This is a genomic window from Paenibacillus sp. FSL H3-0457 (genome assembly GCF_037981725.1).
GTDB lineage: Bacteria > Bacillota > Bacilli > Paenibacillales > Paenibacillaceae > Paenibacillus > Paenibacillus amylolyticus.
On sequence record NZ_CP150283.1, the window covers coordinates 6,903,172 to 6,926,456 of the forward strand.

General features: G+C 45.3%; 15 protein-coding genes and 1 pseudogene. 3 read left to right on the forward strand and 13 right to left on the reverse strand.

The genetic code is table 11. The features are described 5' to 3' along the window. Positions 1–172: 172 nt before the first annotated feature. Positions 173–1,798: an FGGY-family carbohydrate kinase gene (locus MHH25_RS30345; protein ID WP_340018805.1), complete on the reverse strand. Its 1,626-nt coding sequence runs from the start codon at positions 1,796–1,798 to the stop codon at positions 173–175. A gap of 433 nt (positions 1,799–2,231) precedes the next feature. Here MHH25_RS30345 and MHH25_RS30350 point away from each other — a divergent pair, with 433 nt between their 5' ends. Next, on the forward strand, positions 2,232–3,323 hold the full coding sequence (locus MHH25_RS30350; protein ID WP_036612022.1) for a GntR family transcriptional regulator: 1,092 nt from the start codon (positions 2,232–2,234) through the stop codon (positions 3,321–3,323). 157 nt (positions 3,324–3,480) lie between these two features. Here MHH25_RS30350 and MHH25_RS30355 read toward each other — a convergent pair whose 3' ends face one another. Then, positions 3,481–4,245 (reverse strand): leucine-rich repeat domain-containing protein, encoded by a 765-nt coding sequence (locus MHH25_RS30355; protein ID WP_036611818.1) that lies wholly within the window; start codon positions 4,243–4,245, stop codon positions 3,481–3,483. A gap of 178 nt (positions 4,246–4,423) precedes the next feature. Here MHH25_RS30355 and MHH25_RS30360 point away from each other — a divergent pair. Beyond that, positions 4,424–4,570, forward strand: a pseudogene (locus MHH25_RS30360) (ABC transporter ATP-binding protein); the annotation flags it as partial. A 277-nt stretch (positions 4,571–4,847) separates the two neighbouring features. On the opposite strand, the gene MHH25_RS30365 reads toward MHH25_RS30360, so the two are convergent. The 4 genes from MHH25_RS30365 to MHH25_RS30380 all read right to left on the reverse strand — a co-directional run bounded on the left by MHH25_RS30365 (position 4,848) and on the right by MHH25_RS30380 (position 11,430). Beyond that, entirely contained in the window at positions 4,848–5,987 is a 1,140-nt protein-coding gene (locus MHH25_RS30365; RefSeq protein ID WP_036611821.1) for a 5-methyltetrahydropteroyltriglutamate--homocysteine S-methyltransferase, read from the reverse strand. Between the two features lie 192 nt (positions 5,988–6,179). Continuing rightward, the gene (locus MHH25_RS30370; RefSeq protein WP_340018806.1) at positions 6,180–8,033 is read right to left on the reverse strand and encodes a hypothetical protein; all 1,854 of its coding nucleotides are present in this window, start codon (positions 8,031–8,033) and stop codon (positions 6,180–6,182) included. A gap of 11 nt (positions 8,034–8,044) precedes the next feature. Then, entirely contained in the window at positions 8,045–10,336 is a 2,292-nt protein-coding gene (locus MHH25_RS30375) for a glycosyltransferase family 2 protein (protein WP_340018807.1), read from the reverse strand. Then, the gene (locus MHH25_RS30380) at positions 10,336–11,430 is read right to left on the reverse strand and encodes a bifunctional glycosyltransferase family 2/GtrA family protein (protein WP_340018808.1); all 1,095 of its coding nucleotides are present in this window, start codon (positions 11,428–11,430) and stop codon (positions 10,336–10,338) included. Before MHH25_RS30380 ends, MHH25_RS30375 begins: the two co-directional genes overlap by 1 nt. Before the next feature lie 452 nt (positions 11,431–11,882). Here MHH25_RS30380 and MHH25_RS30385 point away from each other — a divergent pair, with 452 nt between their 5' ends. Continuing rightward, a complete protein-coding gene (locus tag MHH25_RS30385; RefSeq protein ID WP_340018809.1) occupies positions 11,883–12,605 on the forward strand; it encodes a YheC/YheD family protein in 723 nt (240 codons plus the stop codon). Between the two features lie 84 nt (positions 12,606–12,689). Here the strand turns inward: MHH25_RS30385 and MHH25_RS30390 are convergent, their stop codons facing one another. The 7 genes from MHH25_RS30390 to MHH25_RS30420 form a co-directional block, all read right to left on the reverse strand. Continuing rightward, positions 12,690–13,028 carry a hypothetical protein gene (locus MHH25_RS30390; RefSeq protein WP_051449797.1) on the reverse strand — a complete coding sequence of 113 codons (339 nt, stop codon included), beginning with the start codon at positions 13,026–13,028 and terminating at the stop codon, positions 12,690–12,692. A gap of 244 nt (positions 13,029–13,272) precedes the next feature. Beyond that, positions 13,273–13,833: a DUF4303 domain-containing protein gene (locus tag MHH25_RS30395; RefSeq protein WP_340018810.1), complete on the reverse strand. Its 561-nt coding sequence runs from the start codon at positions 13,831–13,833 to the stop codon at positions 13,273–13,275. A gap of 28 nt (positions 13,834–13,861) precedes the next feature. Beyond that, positions 13,862–14,140 (reverse strand): hypothetical protein, encoded by a 279-nt coding sequence (locus tag MHH25_RS30400; RefSeq protein ID WP_340018811.1) that lies wholly within the window; start codon positions 14,138–14,140, stop codon positions 13,862–13,864. An 11-nt stretch (positions 14,141–14,151) separates the two neighbouring features. Further along, positions 14,152–14,769, reverse strand: a complete 618-nt coding sequence (locus MHH25_RS30405; protein WP_076329313.1) for a hypothetical protein — start codon at positions 14,767–14,769, stop codon at positions 14,152–14,154. 337 nt (positions 14,770–15,106) lie between these two features. After that, positions 15,107–15,652, reverse strand: a complete 546-nt coding sequence (locus MHH25_RS30410) for a 50S ribosomal protein L25 (RefSeq protein ID WP_036611836.1) — start codon at positions 15,650–15,652, stop codon at positions 15,107–15,109. Positions 15,653–16,154: 502 nt separating this feature from the next. Next, complete coding sequence (gene srtB, locus MHH25_RS30415) at positions 16,155–16,931, reverse strand: class B sortase (RefSeq protein ID WP_340018812.1); 777 nt, start codon at positions 16,929–16,931, stop codon at positions 16,155–16,157. Positions 16,932–16,953: 22 nt separating this feature from the next. Continuing rightward, the gene (locus MHH25_RS30420) at positions 16,954–22,980 is read right to left on the reverse strand and encodes a carboxypeptidase regulatory-like domain-containing protein (RefSeq protein WP_340018813.1); all 6,027 of its coding nucleotides are present in this window, start codon (positions 22,978–22,980) and stop codon (positions 16,954–16,956) included. Between the last annotated feature and the right edge of the window lie 305 nt (positions 22,981–23,285).

The following is a 23,285-nucleotide window of genomic DNA, read 5'->3' on the forward strand; positions in this document are numbered from 1 at the left end:
ATTCCCTCCCGTTCTCTAATAGTGCGTGTTCAAAAAGTCGGTTTTCAGTACCGAGAAGATGGGATGAAGCTAGAAATGGAGTAGCGGAGCGTAGATCGAGCTACGTGAGCAACGGACATTTCGGCTGAATTCCATATTCGATGTTGATGATGCCACTAGGCATCCTTCGTAATCAAAAGCGGTCTTTTTGAACAACCTCTACCAGATGATCTACGGCTGATTGCTCAATCGCAAGTCCACTCCGATAGCGTTCGATAAATGCTTCAAACCCTTTCACATCCGATGCATCCGGTGCCACTTCGACACCCTCCACATCGTTAAAGACTTTCTGCTCCAGGAACACATCCAGGCTCTCCTCTTGATCCTTGTTGATCATGTAGGAAGCTAGAAGCGCCATGCCCCATGCGCCGCCTTCACCAGCGGTAGACATTACCGATACCGGTACGTTCATCGCAGCAGCCACAATACGTTGTCCCACCACAGGAGTCTTGAACAAGCCACCGTGCGCCAAAATACTATCAATGGCTACATTCTCTTCCTCCGTCAAAATGTCCATACCCAACTTGAGTGCACCGAAGGCACTGAACAGATGTGTCCGCATGAAGTTTGCCAGATTGAAGTTGCTTTCCGGGGAGCGGACAAACAATGGACGGCCTTTCTCAAGTCCCGTAATGTTCTCGCCTGAGTAGTAACCGTAGCTGAGCAAGCCACCACCATCAGGGTCTGCCTCCAAAGCCTTGTTAAACAACACGCTAAACAACTTTCCGTTGTCCACTTCATATCCCATCGCTTGAGAGAATTCACGGAACAATCCAATCCATGCATTGATATCACTGGAACAGTTGTTGGCATGCACCATCCCTACTGGACTGCCATCCGGCGTGGTGACCATATCGATCTCGGGATACACTTTGGACAATTCCTTCTCCAGTACGATCATCGCAAATACGGATGTGCCGACGGAGATGTTGCCCGTACGTTTTCTCACGCTATTTGTTGCCACCATACCCGTTCCGGCATCGCCTTCTGGCGGGCAGAGCGGAATGCCTGCTTGCAGATCTTGTGAAGGGTCGAGTAACTTGGCTCCCGCTTCCGTTAGCTCACCCGCATTCTCACCCGCGAGATATACCTTGGGCAGAAGGTCCTCAACTTTCCACGGATAACCTTTGCCTGCGATCTGTTCGTCGAACTGTTGGATCATGGATGGGTGATAGTTATGTGTAGACTCGTCAATTGGGAAAATGCCTGAAGCATCGCCGATCCCAATCGCCTTATTGCCCGTCAGCAACCAGTGGATGTATCCAGCCAAAGTTGTCAGGTGATCGATCTGTGGCACATGCACCTCTTCGTTCAAAATCGCTTGATACAAGTGGGCAATGCTCCAGCGTTCCGGAATATTGAATTGCAGAAGTTCCGTTAGCTCTCTTGCAGCTGCTCCCGTCGTAGCGTTACGCCACGTGCGGAAAGGTACCAACAGTTCACCAGCGCTATCCAAAGCGATATATCCGTGCATCATGGCCGAGAATCCGATAGACCCGACCGTGCGCAGCGTAATACCGTATTTCTGTTCCACATCTTGCTTCATCTCACGATAAGCCGTTTGCAGACCTGTGATGATATCCTCCTGGTTGTACGTCCAATATCCATCTTTCAGGAGGTTCTCCCATTCATAACTGCCTGACGCGATGGTCTCAAAACGCTCGTCAATCAACACCGCCTTAATCCGCGTTGATCCAAATTCAATACCGAGCGAAGTAGCACCCTTGGTAATGGCTTCTTTCAAGTCCAATTGACTCATAATCACGTGTATCCCCTCTCCGGTCGCGATTTCACATCCCAAAGGATGCATATATAAGGTGAATCTCTTACTTATAGCAGTGACTAATAATATTTTTGTATAAATGCTTCCTGTTGTGTTTTCAAAGAATGCGCTTTCCTTTTCTGACAGCCTTAGTATATTTTTTGTACGTACATTTGTCAATAATATATAATAGTTATACTTACAAAGGACACATATTGTACTCTATTTAACCATTCAAAGGTCTTATATGGCTATAAATTGGCTATGCTGTAAGGTACACCTCTTTCTAAAAAGACCTGATATGTACGGTTTATTTCAAAAATTGTGCTGTTTTATATGCATTCAAACTGAATCATGCTAAAATATGTACGTACAACTATTTGAACAACTACGTTTATATAGATGAGTAACGATGAAAGAAGTGGACTACGTGAAGCCAAAATATCAGGTCATCATTGATGATATAAAGAGTCATATCCTTTCGGGGACATATAGCATAGGCGAACAGATCCCCACCGAGTTGGCTTTACAGGAAAGCTACACCGTAAGTCGCCAGACGGTGCGGAAGGCTATTTTGGAGTTATCAAACGAAGGGTTTTTACGAAGCGAAAAGGGTTCAGGAACTTACGTTAGCAATCAGTATCGATCACGATCAGGTGGCCATACGTCTAAGAAAACGATTGGTGTGATCACGACATACATCTCGGATTACATCTTTCCGTCCATCATTCGCGGTATTGAGAGTCGTCTGAATGAGGACAACTACTCGTTACTGCTGGCCAGTACTAATAATGATGTAGCGCAGGAGAAAAAAGCCCTCGAAATGATGCTCTCCTACGGCGTGGATGGCCTGATTGTCGAACCAACCAAAAGTAATCTCTACAATCCCAACATTGCATACTACCTATCGTTCAAAGAGCAGGATGTGCCGTTTACGATGATTAATGCATTTTATGAGGAGCTGGAGGTTCCGTTCTTCTGCCTGGATGACGTGCAATCCAGTTATCTTGCCACACGTGAATTGATCGCCAAAGGCCATACCCAGATCGGCATTATTGCCAAAATGGATGATCTACAGGGCAAGTACCGGATGAAGGGGTACATCAAGGCGCTGGGTGAAGCGAAGTTACGGTTCCATCCTGAGCAAGTGCTTTCCTTTGATACCGCATCGAAACCGGATTTATCTTCTAGTGTAGCCACATATCTGGACGAAAACAGGGATGCGCTCACCGCGATTGTTTGTTACAACGATGAAGTGGGACTGGAGGTCGTGCACGCCTGCAGGCAACTGGGCATCTCGATCCCGGATGAGTTATCCATCATTGGACAGGACAATTCGTATATTGCCAAGAACGCCAACATAAGGCTTACAACGCTCACCCACCCCCAAGAGCAAATGGGCCGCGATGCTGCCGACTGGGTGATCAAGAATCTGCAAGGCAAAAAGGATCTGCCAACGAACACCTACTATCAGCCTGTGCTGGTTGAAGGAGAGACGGTGAAGGAGATCGAAGTGGAATAATATTGTTGTGGGACGGGCGTTAATTTGTTACCGAGCGTTTCTGTTCAGCATGTTTAAAGAAGGCCGTCAGAATATCTGCGGCCTTCTTTGTTTTTGTTCAATATAATGAGGGATTAACTTCTTCTTACATATACATATACATTTTTTCTAATCGAAACTACTTCGCCTGATCCGCTTCATCGCTTACCAGACTTACAAGGACACCTTTCTTCTCCAGCTTTTTCACAACCTGCTCTGCTCGATCATTCAACGGATTGTTAGCCAAATATACCTCTGTTAGATGTGGGATGGTTTCGAGCACTGAAATATCCTCAATGAGGTTATTTTCTACATATAGATACTCCAAGGTCGGATGATTTTTTAAAGGAGTCAGATCCTGAATTTTATTATCGTTCATAATGACCCATTCCAGCTTTAACTTCTGAAGAGGAATTAGATCAGTCACCTGATTACCACTGGCGAGCAGACTGGTCAGCTTATGCATATTTTTTAATGGAGCCAGGCTTTTGATTTTGTTATCGTCCATAACCAGATTTTGCAGATTAGTCAGACCTAAAAGTGGCGAGATATCTGCAATCTGATTGCCTTCAACAGCTAAGAACGTCAATTTCTTTAACTTGTAGAGTGGCTTAATATTTTTTATATTTTGACCAGGCAAGAATAGATCCGTCATATTAACGGCATGTTCAAGACCTTGCAGGTTAGAAATCTTACTTTTTAATTCCATAGCATATAGAGATTTTAATTTTTTCAAATCGGCAGCCTTTATTTCCTTCTTAGCCGACATCTTCAGATCTGCTCGAATAACTTTGGCCAAGACCGGGTCCTTAATAAGTGACGACGCAGCCAAAACGCTCGTTGCTGGTAATAATACAAAAACCAAACAAAGAACGATCAACTTTTTGATGAATTGATTATGCATGTAGAATCTCCTTACATTATTTAATAATACAAATATACCATGATCTGGAATGTAATACATGGATATTATTTTTATCCTAATTTAATAGAACCCCTCCTGCTCTCATCCTATAACTGTTCCGTTAAGAACGGATAATGGACTACTTCATCAAGGAATGTAACCCTCTGTGCTTCATACCGGGAAACTTGTGGCTGAGGGTAAGCCCGCAGAGGTGATAACCGCCCCACAGGTTAAAGACATTTTCGGATTGGAATGTACGGTCATAGAAGACCCCGTCTCGGGATCGCCCATGGTGGTGCCTAAAGGACGATATCATGCGAAATAGACAAATAGCGGCAGTTGCGACAAAGATCCCTTTGTCCTAACTGTCGCTATTTTATTTCGTCCACCACACCTCTTCCTGACTCATGCCGATTCCCTGAACCGTTACTCGCATCTCTACCCATTGCTTCACTCTCTTGGCTATTATGGACTCTGATCAAACATCCACTCTACAATGAGGACTACACCAAAAAGCCATACGGATGATGGTCCGTACGGCTTTTTAGCGAATTTTTACTTATGCATAACATGTGCGTGAATGATGAATGACGTTGAAAAAGTTACTTCCAAAGCTCTTCAGCAATTTCCTTAATGAAGGCAAGTTTGCGCCATTGCTGTTCCTCGGTCAGATGGTTGCCTTCTTCCGTGGAAGCGAAGCCGCATTGTGGACTCAGGCAGATTCGATCCAGATCAACATATTGTGTAGCTTCCTCAATCCGTTTCAGGATATCTTCCTTGTTCTCCAACTCTCCGAATTTGGAAGAGAAGAGGCCAAGTACGACCTGCTGATTGTCCTTCAGGAATCGAAGTGGCTTGAAGTCTCCAGCCCGTTCCGTATCAAACTCCAGATAGAATCCAGAGTAGTTATCGATGCTCAGAAGTGTCTGCGCAATCGGCTCATAACCGCCACCGACTCCTGCAAATGTCGAAACATAATTACCGCGGCAGACATGAGTGGTTACCACGAGGTCTTCCGGCAGGCCAGATACCACATCTTCGTTCAGTTTTGCGAGTTCATTGGCGTACTCTTCCACATTAACACCAATCTGCTCCATCACTGTGATGAACTGTTGGTCACACAATGCACCCCATGTGCAATCATCAATCTGGATGCTACGGCAGCCGGCTTCATAAAAAGCCAGGATGGATGCTTTGTACGCTCCGACAATGTCCGAGAGAAGCTCTTGGCGGTTCGGATAGATGGCCTGTGTGCTTTCCTTATTATCTGCCCGGTCCAATTCGAATAGGAACTGAGCTGCTGCTGGAATGGACTGACGGGCAACAACGTCTTCCCCAGCCGCTTCTTTCAAGAAGGCATAATGCGCTACAAATGGATGACTGCTATAGCTGATTTTGCCGCTCAGACGAGCTGTTTCCGGTCTGGATGTCGCACCGTTGAATCGGTAGCCTTCCTCAATGATTGTCCGCTCTACACCATCCAGTCCCCAGAAAAAGTCCAGATGCCACCAAGAGCGGCGGAATTCGCCGTCCGTTACAGCCTGAAGTCCAACCTCTTTTTGCTTCTGTACAAGTTTCACAATCTCGGCATTCTCCACTTCATTCAACTGTTCCGTGGTAATTTCGCCGTTCTGGTATTTTAATCGGGCATCCTTCAACGCACTCGGGCGCAGGAAACTGCCAACAATATCATATCGAAATGGAGTGACTGTTCGTTGTTTAGGTTCTGTTTGTATGCTCATAGTTTAATCTCCCCGTTTATCATTATAGAATTAAATATAACATATCCGATCGGAATAGCTGTTCTACGAAAGAGTTATAGCCCGCTATAGGTATTAGCTATAGCGGGCTATATTTAAGGAGACTCTATATACAATCATGTATTCCATCTATCCTGACCTGATGCTCAGAACAGGATCTCAACAATTATGATCTCACGTCAAAGTAAGAACGATCTGATCCCCGGCACGGGTGATTTTGTAGATCCCCTCTTGCATGTCGATGCCATAATGTTTTTTCAGCAACCACTTGGCATTGAGGTCCGTCTCCACAACCACCAGATAATCGTAACCGCTCAGAAGGTTATCCATATTATCCTCATAGAACAACACAATTCCGTCCACATGAGGAGCATACAAGAAATACTTCCCTACATATTGCATGTAATAGTTCGTGACCTGTTGGTCCCTGTCTGAGGCGTAGAAGAGATATCTGTTATTATCCTCTTGCCCATCTGAGTACCACCGATCACCAGTAACCGCATGAATCTTGTAAGGGAGCGTTGTATCATAACTTTGGGCGATAGACACGATACCATTATATTCGGACAAAAGGATGGTGGCCGCAACCGCCATACAGCCGATGATGCCTTTTTGATAATGACCTTTGGTCTCAACCGTCTTAAAGGATTGATAATCAGGCACTTCACCAATCCGATAGTGAAATGATCGCTCCAGGTCGATCGCAGCACACAACACCAGCCCACCGGCGAACAGCACCACGATACTGGACGCATAACGCTCAAATCCAGCTAGGACAATTGCTTCATCCAATGGCATGGAGAAGAGATACAGGGCCAGGATCCCTGCGTAATACAGTAACAGAACAACGTCCAGTGCAATTAGTGCTTTCCACAAGTTCCACTTCTTCTTGAGCACAACGATAGCAAATACCGAAGCTCCGATCGCGATAAGTTGAAAAAGTACAATGCCGAGCACAGGCCTGGACGTGATATCTATGCTTGATTTCAAGAAGAGCGTCAGAATCTCCCATTTCTGTTCTCCCGTCTTGCCCGCTTTGATCACCGAGGCTGTTCCCTCGAACTTGTTATTAATGCCTTGGAACACCGTCGCCATTCGCCAGCTCCAGCCGAAATACGGAAGTAGTGAACCACCAATGGTACCAAGCACAGCCAGTCCGACTTTCCAGTTCGAGCGTTGCCCATTTCTCAACCATGTATACACCAGGAAGATCAGGCCGATCGCGGCGAAAATAATACCCGTGCTTTTGATGATGGTCAGCAATCCGGCAAGCGGAAGAACAACAATACATGCCTTCATGATCTCATTCCGATATTGGTAAATAACCGCCAGGATCGCGAGTGCGTAGATCGGAAGCAAGAAATCCACGAGTAGATTGGTGATCCGAATCGTCAGATTGAAAAAAGAAAGCGTCGATAACCCGAGTCCGAGAAAAGCGTACAGAAGAAAACGTTTCTTCTCCGAAATAATGCCAAACATGGCATAAAAACAGGAAAAGATAAGCAGACCCTGTGCCAAAAGCATCACGGACTGGGAATGCCCCATGAAGCGACAGACATAATAAATAAATGACGAAGTCCCGAGCGGATAGTTTTTAAAATCAATCAGATTGGAGTCTGGCGTCGGAAAGGCATTTGTACTCAACATCTGCTTCAATACAATAGCCCAGTGCGAGAAATTATCGTAGTGTGTCAATTGATTTTGGAACAGAATCAGCAAAAAGATGAACGTTCCGCCCAGAAAAGAAAACTGAAATAACGAGAACAATACATTCGGCTTGGTCCCTCGTCGGACAGCTCGAACCAGCGTATCTCTAAAAAGAAACAAGCCGAGTATCATCACGATAATACTTCCTATAAAGAGCTGACCTGCCAAGCCAGCAAAATATACGATGCAGGCAATCGAGGAAAACACAAATACAGGGATAAACTCCCACCGTAGTGCAAATGTCTTCCGAACAAACTGCATATAACCAACAAAGGAGATTATCAATAAAACTCCCATCACAAAATGAAGCACAATGAGCATCTTTATCTCTCCTAACCCTCTCTGGTGGAACGATCGGAATGTGGCTCAATCAAATCAGTCAACAATTGGTCGATCAGGCCCTTCTCCACAATATCATCGATATTCTCCACCGAGAGAAGCACTTCGCGCTCACGAGCTGTCGTTTTTCCCGTATGTTGCAAAATGACTTCAATATTACTCTTCGTATAAAAAGTAACGACCGCTCCTGCCGCAATATCACCATGGAAACCCGTCGCGGAGAAGAAACGATAATTGAAGCTACGCAGCGTACAGCTAGCATCATTGGTGAAATGAACTGGAAGCTGAAGGGAAAGCCGCGGCATTTTTCGCTGATCCGATCTGGGTTGAACAATCCGTTTTTTCACATTACGTAACATATCGTCATAAGCCGTATCCCACAGATTCATCTGCTCTGGCAACGAGTGTTTACGGTCGTAGATGATTTGCATGTATTGGCGGTTATCATTCTCATCAATCGGCTGAACCGTTGCGGAGTAACGCCAGCCCTCTCCATCCTGTTTCACATAAACGATGACTGCATCGAGATTGGCCTTATACCGGTCGGTTTTGACAACCAAAGAGATGATCTTCTGCTCAGCCAAATAAATGGGATATGGGACATAGAAGGCAATACCTTGCTCAGATACATCCACCGTCTTGGCCTGATAACGCAGATTGTTGGCTTGGTCGCGAATCGTGACATCTTCCTGCGCCCGAATCCGTTCTGTCTCCCGGTACGCACGGCGGCCAACCATGAAGAACAGGGCGTAACACAGCGCAATCATGTTATGAATCAGCCAGAAAATAATAATACTGCTGAAGAACAGCGCAATGCCGTACTTGCCATTCACATACCGAATCACGGCTGCAATGGAAAGCAACAGCAAGAAGATATGCGGAAGTGCATATAACAGAGCAGACATCCATTGCCGACCGCTTGCTCTGCTTTTGTTGGTGACTTTGAATTTTTTCTCACGAATACCCAGCGTCTCCAGTAGAACTGGCCAGATCAGATAAGGCATGAATATGGTATCGATAACCTGACTCCATCGCTGATTCCGAATATTGCTGGACAGATATCGCATGGATACACTATAGAAGAAATAAGATGGAAGCCAGAATATTAAGATTTGCCAGAAAGTTGTGTTCACAATCTGGAAGTCGAACAACGCAAACAAAATAGGTGCCAAAATGAAAATCAACCGATTAAAGAAGGACCACCAGTATAAGAAACTGCTTAAATAGGTCACTCTCGTCCAGAAAGGAAGCTTGCCAGATAAGGGTGCACGCGTATTCTGCAGGCTCTGAATGATACCCCGTGCCCAACGAATCCGTTGTTTAATCATGCTCTTCACTGTTGTTGTTGTCTGCCCGGCAGCTTGAACCTCTTGAGTCGCATAGGTAATATAACCTTCCTGCTGCAAGCGGATGCTTGTCTCAAAGTCCTCGGTGATTGTATTGAGCGGAAAACCTCCGATGTCTTCCATACCTTGGCGGGAAATAATCGTATTACTTCCTGTATAGGCTACCGCATTGGAGGCATTACGCAGGATGTTCACTTCTCTGGAGAAGAAATCCTGTTCATTCGGAATACCTTGCTCTGCATACAGGTTAAACTGGAATAGATCCGGATTGTAGAAGCTTTGCGGGGTCTGTACCAGACCAAGCTTGAACTTAGGGTCCATCTCGTCCTCTCGGCGAGGACGCCATACCTCATTCTCCTTAATAAACGTGGAGAGCATGAAATAGGGTACCGTTTTCATCAAAAAGGTGTGCTGTGGAATCATATCCGCATCAAACGTTGCAATGAGCGGGGAAGAGCTTTTGCTCAGTGCATTGTTCAGATTACCAGACTTGGCATCCTTGTTTCCGGGGAACCCCAGATACCCCACGCCAAACTGTTTGGCAAGCTCCTCCACCTCTGGTCTCGCTCCATCGTCACAGAGATAGATATGAACCTTCTGCTTGTCCGGGTAATCCATGAACGTACAGGCATTAACGGTTTTATATAACAGATCAACGGGCTCATTATGCGTAGCAATAAATACATCCACATCCGGATAATACTCCGGCGGAACGATTGGAAAATCGAGCTGTGTACGTTCTTTTTGCATCTTTTGAAAGAATAATTCAAAGGTTGTCAGTACGGTGACCGTTTCAGCCACAATCAGCAGCATACCAAAAATGACGTTCAGTACGCCCTCACCCCATGGCAACGTAAAGAACGTGCGCCATACCAAATAAATCGACATCAGGATCATCGTGATGACAAAAAAGATATTCTGCCTTTTTTCGTTTTGCACTACAACTGCTTCCTCCTTGCTGCAAATACCCATCTTCGCTGCAATTGGAAACTGAGCAGGAACAGCAAGGCATCACAGACGAATTTCGCCAATTTCTCATCTACGAAGAGAACGGTATGGAATATATATACACCGGTACTGGACAGCAAGATCACTACTCCGCATAACGTTAGATAGCGCCATAGACTTCCCTGGCTATCCTCTTTGCGAAATACAAAGTGTCTGTTCAGTACATAGTTGACTACAATTGAAATCACTCTCGCAATCACAGTTGCAAGCAGAATTCTTAAATAGTGCTGCTCACCCAACATGGGCCGCAACGCGTCGATCAAAAACCAGGCGATACCCAAATCAACAACAGAACTGGCCACAGATGATGAAATGAACCGCAGAAAATTGGAGAACAACACACCCATTACTCGGGCACTATCCTGGATTGCTTTAAAATGAGTTCCCGCATTGCCATTTTCATAAATGACTTGGATTGGCATCGTATGAATCGGTATGCCAGACTGAATGCACGAGATGAGCATCTGCAGCTCATATTCAAATCGAGTGCCGCGAACATCCTGCATAAACGCAAGTAACCCTGGACCGAAGGCACGAAGCCCAGTCTGGGTATCTGACAGTTTTTTACCATAGAGCATGGCAAAAATAAAGGAGGTCATTCGATTGCCTAACAGGGACTTTGGGGGTATATTCCCCTCGCTGAAGTTTCTTACCCCGAGCACCAATGAGTCCGGATAAATCCTTGCTTCTTGGGCTATGAGGTATACATCCTCAGCTGCGTGTTGTCCGTCTGAATCAGCGGTTACGACGAAGGAAGATGCGTCGAATTGCTTCCCAATATACTCAAATCCGGTCTTGAGTGCCGCACCCTTCCCCTGATTTTCCGCATGTGTTAGCAGAGCACAACCATTCTCACGAAGCTCCTCGAAAATCGACTGGTAGGCCTCACCCGATCCGTCGTCCACAATAACAATATTGGTCAATCCATACTCTCGCAATTGCCGTACATAGGTTGGAAGTCTCTCATCCGGTTCAAGTGATGGAATGAGGATGATCGCTTCGCCGTTTTGTTTACCTATAATCATCCTGATAAGCCTCAATTCGACATATTTCAACAAATTTTTTGAATATTGTGAGTATAACATCGAAAAGTCATACAGTAAACGAATAATTTGTATATATATTGGTAAAAAAGTCGCACTTTTTTATAAGCTAATTTATAGGTAAAAAGTACTAGTGGAAGGTCAGTCTAGTACTACTCAAACCATTTCACATTTGGCTCTTGTTTCAGTACATGTACCAGCACGGCATGCCGTTATCCACGGTGGTGATAGAAGTGAGCCTGCGTATCCAGAAGCACTCAAAGCGTGAATGAGCGCCTTCCCAGAATGCAGTAATTTCCGCAAAAGTTCATCTTCTGTCTCCATCGACCGATTGGACATGCATCGACTTACAAATCTGGACGAATGGTCACTTATGCGAATCACGAATTTGAATTAGAATTACCATAGACGATTAAAAAAAGGCTGTGATTCCAATGTTATTCGAAAGAGACAAATGGTTGCAGTATGGCATTCTGCGCGATGAGCCCTCTCTCGCTGAACGGTTGCCAGAAACACAGTTGCTTGAGAAGGATACGTTAACGAAGATGCTTCTTCAGTATCCCAGCGTTGTACTGAAACCTCGTAATGGCAGTTACGGAAGGGGTATCCTGTTCATTAAACGAAGCGGTGCAAAGGCTTATCGTATTCAAAATGAAAATAACACAGTCACCATGAGAGACAACGAGCAGTTACTGGAATGGTTCGAACAAACAATCAAAAGTGATGAATATATTGTCCAAAAGCGTCTGCAGCTTGCTCAAATTAAACACAGGCCGTTCGACATTCGGATCATGGTTCAGCGCAAAAAGAGTTCCTCGTCCACTTGGAACGTGACAGGTTCCTATGCTAAAGTCGCTGCACAAGGATACCAAGTCACCAATGTGAATAACCGCCCCATTCCCGTTTTTAAAGCACTGAGACTGGCTCGAATTGGAGATCGGCGCTTACTTGTCAGAGCGGAACAAGTTGCACGATTAGCTGCCAAACGATTGGGAGAGCATTACCCTATGCTTAGACAAGTCGGGTTCGATATAGCCATCGACAAGAAACGGCGAATTTGGATTATAGAAGGCAATTATCAACCAGCCTTACGGCCTTTCCGACTTTTGAAAGATTCCTCGATGCACCGCAGAATATTATGGTACAAAGAACATTAAAGCAAAAGAAGACGACCTGCCTGCTAGCCCGGGCAAGTCGACTCTTCATGTTTCGTACCTAATCTCGATATTAACCCTCTTCGGTTATTTCCGGCATTTTCTAATCGCACTTGTAACACGTGTCACTCGGAACTGATTTACCCCTACCTGTATAATGGCGAACTGGCTGTACGAAGTACCAGAAGAGGTATACGGTTCAGCCTCAATATTTCCACTCGGTGTTCTAACCGTCGCGGTGATTCTAGTTACCAGGCACACACCACGGTCGGAAGATCTCCAAGTCTCGTCACGCTGAACACTATATCTATCGTTGCTACAAAAAATCGATGCATACTCCACTACTCCACTCGCATTAAACGAAGTCGAGTTATAGATCTGAACAGGGTCATAACCACTAGGTGCTCCAGGTCTTCTATTTCCCATTCTCAAAACCTCCTTTTTATTGATAATCTATTAGATGCAATTAAATAGTTTTGGTGAGGTATAAATGTGGACAAGGCAGAAAAAGTGTGTTTGTCCGAGGGTCGCAGACAAAAAAAAGAACCACCCTTTAATGTACAAAGGTAGTTCGGGAAATTTGATCGTCTACTATTTTCCGATTCAGTAAGATTGTCGAGATTAAGTCGTATGTATGCCTTGCGAGCATCGTAGTAACGCTCCTGATGCCCTATTCTGCCGCCTCCGCCAACCATGCTTGCATAGCCGGAGATTCCGCCCGATTCAAACGTAAGGCAATTTCGGTATTGATCTCATCCGGCGGCATGACTTCAACAAGGGCACATACGGACTCTCGCGATTGATTTAAGGCAAATACGCCTTCATCATCGAGCATTTTCATCGCCAGCTCCATGGCGTTCAGCCTCACATCCAACTCGCGCTTCCAATCATCATTCTCCAGTTCCGCAATGAAAGGACGCTCGTTATATCGTTGTTTGACATCGTCAAAGTGATCATCCCCAAAACAACAATAGGGCGAATCCGCATACGACCATTTGATGAGATCCGCAATCGTGGATACCGGCGTATCACTTTCCTCTGCTTGTCTAGCCGATTCCAACGCCAAAGCTTCCCACGACCATGCAGAAATGCTTGGCGCATGTCCTTCGCCAGTAGTGTATAACGTACAATAATAGTAACGTTCACCATTTTCAAAAAGGGTGCAAAAAGACTTTCTGGCGGCAGCAGCGATCTCTATGGCCAGTGTCTCTATTTCTTGCATTGGCTTCATGAATAGAGTTCCCCTTTCCATTCGTTGATCATTTGCCCCTTCGACATGAATTGGCTATTTGGACTAGATACCAGACACCTGCACCCACAAGGGCAGCAAACACCAGATTGATACAGCCGAACACGATGAGTGACTTTGCTTGGCCTGGACCAATCCGGAAAGCGGTAACAAGCTGGAAGACAGCCGGTAGCAAAAATGCCAGCCAGGAGATGGTTATAAGCTTTTCTGTTCTGAAACTCCACCATACTGCGGAACATGAGGCAACTAGCAGTACCCAGGTACAGATAATATTTAGGGCGAACGTCATTTCAGCCCCTCCTATTTGCCATGAATCACAAGTCTATATTTACTGAAGATCCACGATTGGCTCAATTTGTGCATTGCATCATGGCTTATACGCACAGAGGGCTTTTGCTCCTTCATCGCATCTGCATCAAGGGCTGAGAAGCGAAGGGGTTTGGTCATTTTTTTGATAGAGTCTCTGATTTCATCGAAAAACGCATAGGTCAGTGGCTTATGGTCCCGGATATCCTCATATATATAGTACTTTCCTTTTTCATCTTCCAAATTAACTTGGAAACCTTTCGGGAATGAAATCAAGATACACGGCAGTTCATCCTCTGCCCATTGTCCGTGATATGGAAAAGAAACCCCTTCATTTCTCACAAAAAATCCTGAACTTTCTTGATCCGATGCAATAGAAATAGAGTAAACAAAGAAGGGATGGATGTCATCTCTCTTTTCTCCTGCCACAAAATACTGATAGAACGTCTGATACTCCTCGTACACCTGATTATAATCATGCTCTGTTCGGGCAGCATTGGTACGATGGAATTGCGCTTGCCGATGCTCCAAAAGCTGCAAAAGGCTTTTAAACTCTTCAGGAGTGATGAAGAATCTCAGTTTATAGAATCCGCTATTCTTTAATTTGTCCATTTCTTTTCGCTCACCGCCCTGTTTAGAAATGTTATGCCAATGACCTTAGCAGTTCGGGTTCAACTATATATGTATCTTATTTCCATTATAGTGATTACCTTTCCTGAGTCTACCTACTTTACACCTGAATTTTGCGAATGAACTTTGAAAGGGTAGCGAAATATCAGGATCATTGCGCCTGTACGCGAGCAAAAGACATACGTAAGGTGAATTCCAGACTACCCGTCCTTGTGAGGATGGGAGCACGCCATCATCTCGTAATCAGCACAAATTAGCCGTACGGATGATCACCCGTACGGCTAATTTTGACTTATTCAGCTTTGCGAATTTAGAATTGTTAAGGTTTAACTACAGAGAGAAGAGACTCATTCCCCTCAGAGATCACCGTCACATCTGGTGCAAACGTAGCATCACTTACATGTAACGTTTCACCAAGGTCCATAGCACTAATGTCGAATTCAATCGACGTTGGCAAGTGTCTCGGCAATGCCTCCACTTCAATAGAAGATAATTGAACTTGCACGACTCCGCCCTGCTTTGTGCCAATCGGTGTGCCGTTGAACTTGACAGGAATTTTAGTACGCAGGATCTCATTGGTCTGGACCTGCTGAAAATCCACATGAAGTAAATCCCGTGTAACTGGATCACGCTGGAGATCTTCCAACAATACCGTCAATGAGCCTTTCTCTTCAAACTGCAGTTCGATAAAACCAGACGTACCCTGCTTCAACCATTTTTGAAATTGTATTGTTGGAATATGAATCATTTCATTCTCCGTATTTTTGCCAAACACAATACCTGGCAAACGCCCGGATTTACGTAAATCCCTAAGTCGGGATGTATTTAATGGAATGCGGTTCTCCGCTTGAAAACTAGTAGTCATGCTATGTTCGCTCCTCTTTATTAAATGATATTTTCACATTTTTCATACTCATCCAACCATCCCCTGTTGGGGCTAAAGAGAGAAACATAGCATCACCACCTCCATATACGATCCAATTGATTTTAAAATACATTTAATGTAAGCACCCATAATATACATGAAGGCACTCTACTCCGAAGAGTAGAATGCCTATGGGATGCTTCAACCCTATCATAGAAACATAGATTTGTCGATTTAACCCCATAATATGATCAAAAGCGTCTCCTTCCAGTCTGCGTCGTTGATCAGCATAGAGACCACCCCAACGATGGAGTGGCCTTCATGTCCTCATCTCAAATGTATACATCCTCGATACTCGTTGGATTCGTCAGAATTTATCATTCTGCGTAATTCCTCAATCCACATGTCCATGAGCACCTTATTTCGGGGACAAGAAAAATCGCGTCCTCTAAGGAGAGAACGCGAGATAAAGCAGATTGATTTTGTGTTTCAGCATCGTCAATTAACGCTTTCGAGCCACCACCGCTAACCTACCGTTTTCGGTTGAATACTCGCATGTGGACAGCACAATAAGCTTGTCACCATACTGTGCTGTTACACCTGTGTCATAAAGAGAGAGTTGTTTGATATTCTGAACATATGAATCGAACTCGGCGGGCGTACTTACATTCTCAATCTGGTAGTATTTAAACACGTCGTCCGATTTGCGATAAACTTTTGACAGAATAACGGCAACAATCTCATACTCTTCCTTTTCGTAAAGCGTGCTGAACTGGAACGTCGCATGTTCTTGATAGAAGCTTTCGTTCCTGTACTTCATTAAATCTTTAAACATCCAACCACTTTTCATGTGATGTCCATGAATCAGCAAAATGTCCGAATGGTTGGTCGTACTAGACTCGTCCAAAAAAGGAAGACCGCCTTGGTTTTCTTTTTTATCAAAATCATGATTGAGATAGTACTCCGAATCCTGTGGATTCTGCATAACCGGGTACTCAATTCGGGTACCGTCAATCTTCAGCCAGCCGACGATGTCTGAGTTCCTCTCGTAAAGATCTCGAAATTCGGGAAGCATAACCGGCTCATTACCTTTATTGAACAAGGTGGAGGGGAATGCAGCCCCTCCACCTTGTTCTGATCCTTCTTTCCAAACCTTTGTTAACTCTTCGATTTTCTGCTTCTCGGCATAATCTCGCAAGAAAGTCCTCGCAAGACTGACAAGTGAAAATACCAACACAAGCAAGGAAACAGCGATAAGAATTTTTTTAGTTTTGCTCATTTTCTTACCGCCTTCCCTTCCATTACTGGATGTGCTTTTTCTTCTTGTACCCGAGCAGACAGAACCCGATCGTCATTAAGGACATCAGCGCCAAAACCATATACAAGAATGGCGATACGCTGTTATCTCCAGTTTTCGGAGCATCGTCCAACTCGTTGCTATCGTTCTTAAGCTGATCGTTACCATTGCTTGGTTCAGGCGTTACGATGCCTGGGTCAGGCGTTACAGTGCCCGGTTCAGGCGTTACGGTGCCCGGTTCAGGCGTTACCGTGCCCGGTTCAGGCGTTACCGTGCCCGGATCTGGCGTTACGGTGCCCGGATCTGGCGTTACCGTGCCCGGATCTGGCGTTACGGTGCCCGGATCTGGCGTTACCGTGCCCGGATCTGGCGTTACCGTGCCTGGACCTGGCGTTACGGTACCTGGACCAGGTGTTACGGTACCTGGACCAGGTGTTACGGTGCCGCCTCCGTTATTACCATTGCCGCCGGTGCCGCCACCAGAACTAATCGGCTTCATTGGCACATCGTACCTGACAATGTCAAAATCGACTGAAATCGTACCACTTGTGTGCGTTTCGTATCCGTCCTTCGTTACGATCAGATAGTAATCCGCCTCAGGAAACACCATGTACGCATAGAAGCCATCTGCATCACTACTCTGCTCCGGGCTCTCGTTGTCGTACGGTGGGAAATTTGGAACCTTTGGAAGCGTTACTTTCGTACCCGGAATGCGGCCGTTATCTCTATTCCGCTGCGTATCCGCATAATACAGTGTAACTTTGGCTCCATCAATTTTCTTGCCAGTGACGGCATCTCCTGTCGTTTCATCATAGACCGTACCGTAAGGGTCGACTAACTCCTCTGAAATATTCAGTTCTCCGTTAGCTTTAACGTCAAGTTGCGCCACTTTGAGGAGCAATTCCTCGCCGGTCTCAGCTTGATAGCGAACTTCCATTGTGTACTTTTGCTCGCTTAGCCCTTCCACAGAGAAAGTTCCATTCGAAGCCATAGGAAATGCTTTAGGTTGGCCGTTTTCCTTAACATAAATGCCATCCTTGTCTTTCAAATAGATATGCATCTGGCTAGTCAACAAATCGTTGAATAGCACTGTTGTTCCATCCAGTTGTTTGAACAGAATGATCCCCACGGCCGTAATGTCCGCTGGAACAGTCTCGTCCGTTACACTGCTGTTTACATTTGCTTTCTGCGTAAATTCAACAGGTACATCCTTACCGCCTACCCGATACATCTTCGTATATCTGATCGTATAGTCGGTATCCGCTACGGCTGGAATTGAATATTCACCCTTCTCATTCGTCTGTGTCTGAATCTCTTCGCCTGTCTTCAGATCGGTTACCGTAATCGGTGCATTCGGAATGACTTCTCCTGTGTTATTGTTACGCAACACGCCTTCCAGATACGGTCGGGTATTGGCAAAATGTGCTTCAGACCATTTTTTCTCTGGAATAGTGCCAATGTGAGTGAGACTTTTTGGATCAGTCACATAGCCATCTTGCGTATAATCATCTTGGGTCACTTTGTACTGAAGATTGGTTGGAAGCCCTTGGACAATGAGCGTCTGGCCATCTGTAAGCTCAAAGCTCTCACCGCTCTTGATCATGCCCTTGCTGCCGTCTGATTTCTCATAGACGTAGGATTCGTCCGATCCCTCGCCGGTGAAGGCAACCGTGTATTTAAACAGCTTCTTCTTGTCTTCATCTTTGCCTTTAACTGTGTTGCTGATTAATAGGCCGCCCTTCAAAACTCGCACGTTCGTGAATGGGGCATCTTCATCAATGCCTTTCATGACCCCGGTATAGTACCGTTCTTCAGGAGTAGTCATGTATTCATCGGTTGTGTAATCTTGTTGGGTAACTGTGTATTTCAGATTCTTAGGCAAACCCAAAATATCCAGTGCCTCTCCATCCTTAAGGCGGAATTTACCGCCGGACTTGATCGAACCTGTGCTGCCGTCCGTCTTCAAGTAAGAGTAACTTTCCTCTTTGCCTGTATCCTCAAAGTTGACGGTGTACTCGAACTCCTTCGTTTTATCGCCGCCGTTGCCCATGACCGTATTGCTGATGGTCAGCTTGTTAACGGTCCGTTCATTGATGAAATCCGCCTTGTGATCACCTTTATTCACGATTGAGCCAGACAGCTCTCTCGTACCCGGTATCGTCGTATAACCGTCAACGGATGTATAATCAGCCTCGGTTACGGTATAGACCAGATCCGCAGGCAAGGCTGGGAACGTCACAGATTCCCCGTGCTTAAGGGCAATCTTGCCTCCGCTCTTGATCGTGCCAAACGTATCATCCGACTTCTTATAGGTATACTCTCTGTCCTTACCTTCGCCGGTGATGGTCACGGTGTACTCGAACTCTTTGTCCGGATCACTGCCGTTGCCTTCCACCTTATTGGTAATGGTCAGCTTGCCTTGGGCCGGTGTAGGCACGATCAGTGGATTATCAGAGGTTAATTTCACCCCGTCTACCCAGATGGGCTTCCCTGGCGTATTCCCTACATATACTTGGTATACCCTTGTAGTTGGTAGCCAAGTATTGGTGTCAATATAAGTTTCTTTCAGCTCATAATACCCTGGATCAGGGAATAGCAGATTAAGTTTCCCTCCGCTATCGGTTTTTCCTTTGGTGATTATAGTTCCGCCGTCTTTCTTATAGAGTGTAAACTCTACGTCTTTTAGCGGATTGCCATTGGGATCTACCTTTTTCAGAGGCAACAGAGCATTGGAACTTGAACTGCCGGCCACGTCCGAACTGTCCAGCGTACTTTCGCTTCTGGCACTGACAGATTTCAGATTGTCATCGCCCTCCAGTTTTACCTCGTTGCCCATTGTGTCTCCAGCTTTCGCTTTAGATGGATCAACTTCTGTTTGGTACACAAACTGGTAAAGCTGATTAGGGTCGTCCATTTTAAATGTTAGAACCGTAGCGCCACCCGTGCCTGGTGCAGCTTCTACTTGAACTTCAGCATTCGGGTCGCTGAGGTCCAGTGCTGCGCCCTCTCGTTCAAGAGTGCCGCTTGCGGTCAATTTAGCAGGATAGACTGCCATACTAGGTGATGTCAGCACAAGCTTTCCGTTTTCTTCATAACGCAAATTCATGCCTGCACCCAGGGTATCCTGCAAATAAACACCCTGCTTCATGTTAAATGGCGGGCTATAGTTCACCGTCCATTCCAGCACTCCTGGAACTGGCTTAGTTACCGACTTTCCAAGGGTCTGAATAGGTACAATAACTTTGCGCTGTTCGGTGACAACCTTCTCCACTCCACCCCATGTCATATGAAGGTCGGCTTTGTTATACAGCACCTGTTTGTCCGTGCCGTTGATGGTGTATTCCTCTAAATACTTCTGCAGAGCATCATTGGAAGGTCTTGCCTTCACCAGAATGATATAAGGACTTTCCAACTTGGAGAAGGTGAAAGTACCCTCGTTTCCAATGTGTGAAAAATGGACTACATGAGAACTGGTACCTGGTTCAATTAGAGTTCTAGCATCGTTTCTAACACCATATTCTGTTCCTGCACCATTGTCCGAAAATCCTTTCCAAAGCTCAAAGTCCTTAGTTTCAGAGAAAGGAACGAATTCCCAGCCTTCGGGAAGTGTATCCACTAACTTAATATTACTAATGACTCGATTACCGCCATCCTTAGCCATTTCTTCTGTGTTATATCCAGGCATATTTACCCCTAAACGGAATGTGACCGTTTTGGTTGTCCTGTCATAGCCAGAAATTGTCCATGCTTCATTGTTATCATTTCTAATGTAACTGCTAACGTTATTCGGCGTCACATTGTCAAAAGTACCATCTACTTTTAATGGCCTCGAAGCAAAGAGCATATCCTTGTTCAACATATGCATGTGTAGGTTGGCGCTGTTATCTGCTTTTTTTACGGTTTCGCCATCAATGAGCAAAGCCCGATTCGAAACAGTTTTCCCTGCGTTAATATCCTGTCTGAAGAGAATGTTCGGGTTGGTCTCAAGTGCACGGAAGCTGAAGGATGCCGCTTCTTCGGTGTATCCGGTCACCTTGATCAAATCCGCCACCACTTTACCGTCCACGGTTAATGGAATAGCTTTCATCGTCAATCCGGTTGCATTCGACTTCAGAGTTCCCGCTTTGTACTGCTTCCAAAGCTGCGCAGAAGTGATATTTGCTTTAATTTTCGCAATTGTCTCCGCACTCACCTCGCTGGTTTCATCTACAGCGTTGTCCAAGACGTTCAAGTCACCGCCATGCACAAGGACATCGTATACTACCGCGTTAGGTAAGGCATACTGTGGTGCTAGATTAACGGTCCACGTGATACTGCCCAGGTTATAATCCTCGGTTGATACTGCGCCTGTTTTTGTAAACGTGTGTGCGCCAATGCTGACGACTGCCTCATCTGTCACCGCAATAGGTCTTTTACCCGTCATTACATCGTTGTTCTGTATAACCCCTGGTGTATCCAAATTCCAGTTGGCACGAGGGTCAATTTGGAAGCTGGAACCACTTATCGCCTTGCTTTTAATCAACAATTCGACTTTTCCGTTAATATCCCCGAAGGAATACACGCCGTTTGAATCTGGTGTAATTGGCGTTTCTTCAGATACAGCGCCATCTACCCATGTCTGCCATGCAGCCGATTCAAATTCCAGCCCAGCCGGTAATACATTTGTGATGGTAAAGTCCTTTAACTCTTTTTTATTATATTGGTTAACCGCGATCTTCCATGTAATGGTTTCATTCGCATGGTCATACGAAGCGCTGGCTTGAATCCAGTCGGGAGCAAAAGAAATCTCCTGACCTGCCTGTACCAACATGTTGTTGTCCTGTCTCAGTTCCACTTTGCCATTCATGTCCCGGTAGCTGCGACCAAGATTGTTTGGCGGATTCCGATGTTCGTAATAATAAGCTTCCTTTGGAATCCATGTTTTATATTCAACCTTTGGATCTAGACCTGTTCCCTGCGGAAATATGTAAGTCAGCGATCCGTCGCCCCCAATGACTGGCGTTACATTTTGGCCGTTTACTTTGAATGAACCCTCCTTATAGATACCACGGACATTTCCAAAACCCGTATTATAAGTGGCTGGATTCGTATAGAATGTCTTCCCGTCTAACGGCAATTTGACTGTTTTATCAAACTGATCGAATGCAGAGACGTTTGACTCCCAAGTAATTGCACCTTCAACCAATTGCGCTGGCTGAATCCCGCGGTAACCATACTGATCCCACCTGATCATTCCAGGCGAGCTTAAAGTAATGTTATACTCTGCTGTAACATCTGGGTTCTCTAGCTGATATGCACCACCAAAGATGTTGATCGGCTTTTTATCGCCATACGCTAGTCCCGTTATATCTGCATTGGCAGTAGATTCAAAGCTGAAGGCAATACCTCGTCCAACACCATTGAAAAAATTATCTTCACCGTTAAATACAATCTTGATGCTATTTGGAGTGAAATAGGCGGTACCCAGCTGTTTTGTACCTGATTCCGTCTGTGCATTCAAGGTTTTAGTAGCTGTTGGCAGCACCACTTCCTTGAAGTAATCTTCTCTTTTCAGCTCGATCCAGTCACCCTTTTGGATGTATTTCTCAGGATCTGCATTAGTTGGATTTGGGTCATCACCATTCACTGGTACCTTGAGACCTTCCGATTTGAGCGTAAAGGGCTGTCTACCCTGAATAATACCGTTTGGATTAATAACAGCATTCCCCTGTGTCACTTCCAGCGGAAAGGTTGAATTAGATTCCATAAATACCGCTGTTTTGTCCGTTGGGACTGCCGCCATCGCTACGAAATTATTCGGTTTGTCGTTCACTGCCTCAGGTTCCGAAAGCGGTTCGTCGTTCACTGCCTCAGGTACCGAAAGTGGTTCGTCGGCACTCGGTGAGTCAGATTCAATGACCGCTTCCATTCCGGAATCGGTTGGCACACTCTCCGCATATGCGGCGGTGGAGTATATCACTGTCTGCAAGACGAGCAGCATTGCCAGAAATAAAGACAATAACGGTTTACCTATATTGCGTTTTTGTTTCAAACGAAAATCTCCTCCACTTCTAAAATTTTTGCAACAACCAAAAACTTTTTCCCTTTCCTTTGGCCATTCCATCCTTACAACAGAAACTGATAAAATTCATCAAGTTCATATGGCTTGCCTTACCATTTTACTGTAGAGCCCTTACCAAATTCTGAACACTAAGCGGTAACCAGAGCATAGAGCCAATTCAGACATGGATTTTTCCATAGAATCATGGATTTTAAGCATAAAAAAAACATCCTAAATTGGGATATGGCATTCTCCTGGATAAACCCTTTTCACCAATTAAAGAACTACTTGATGAG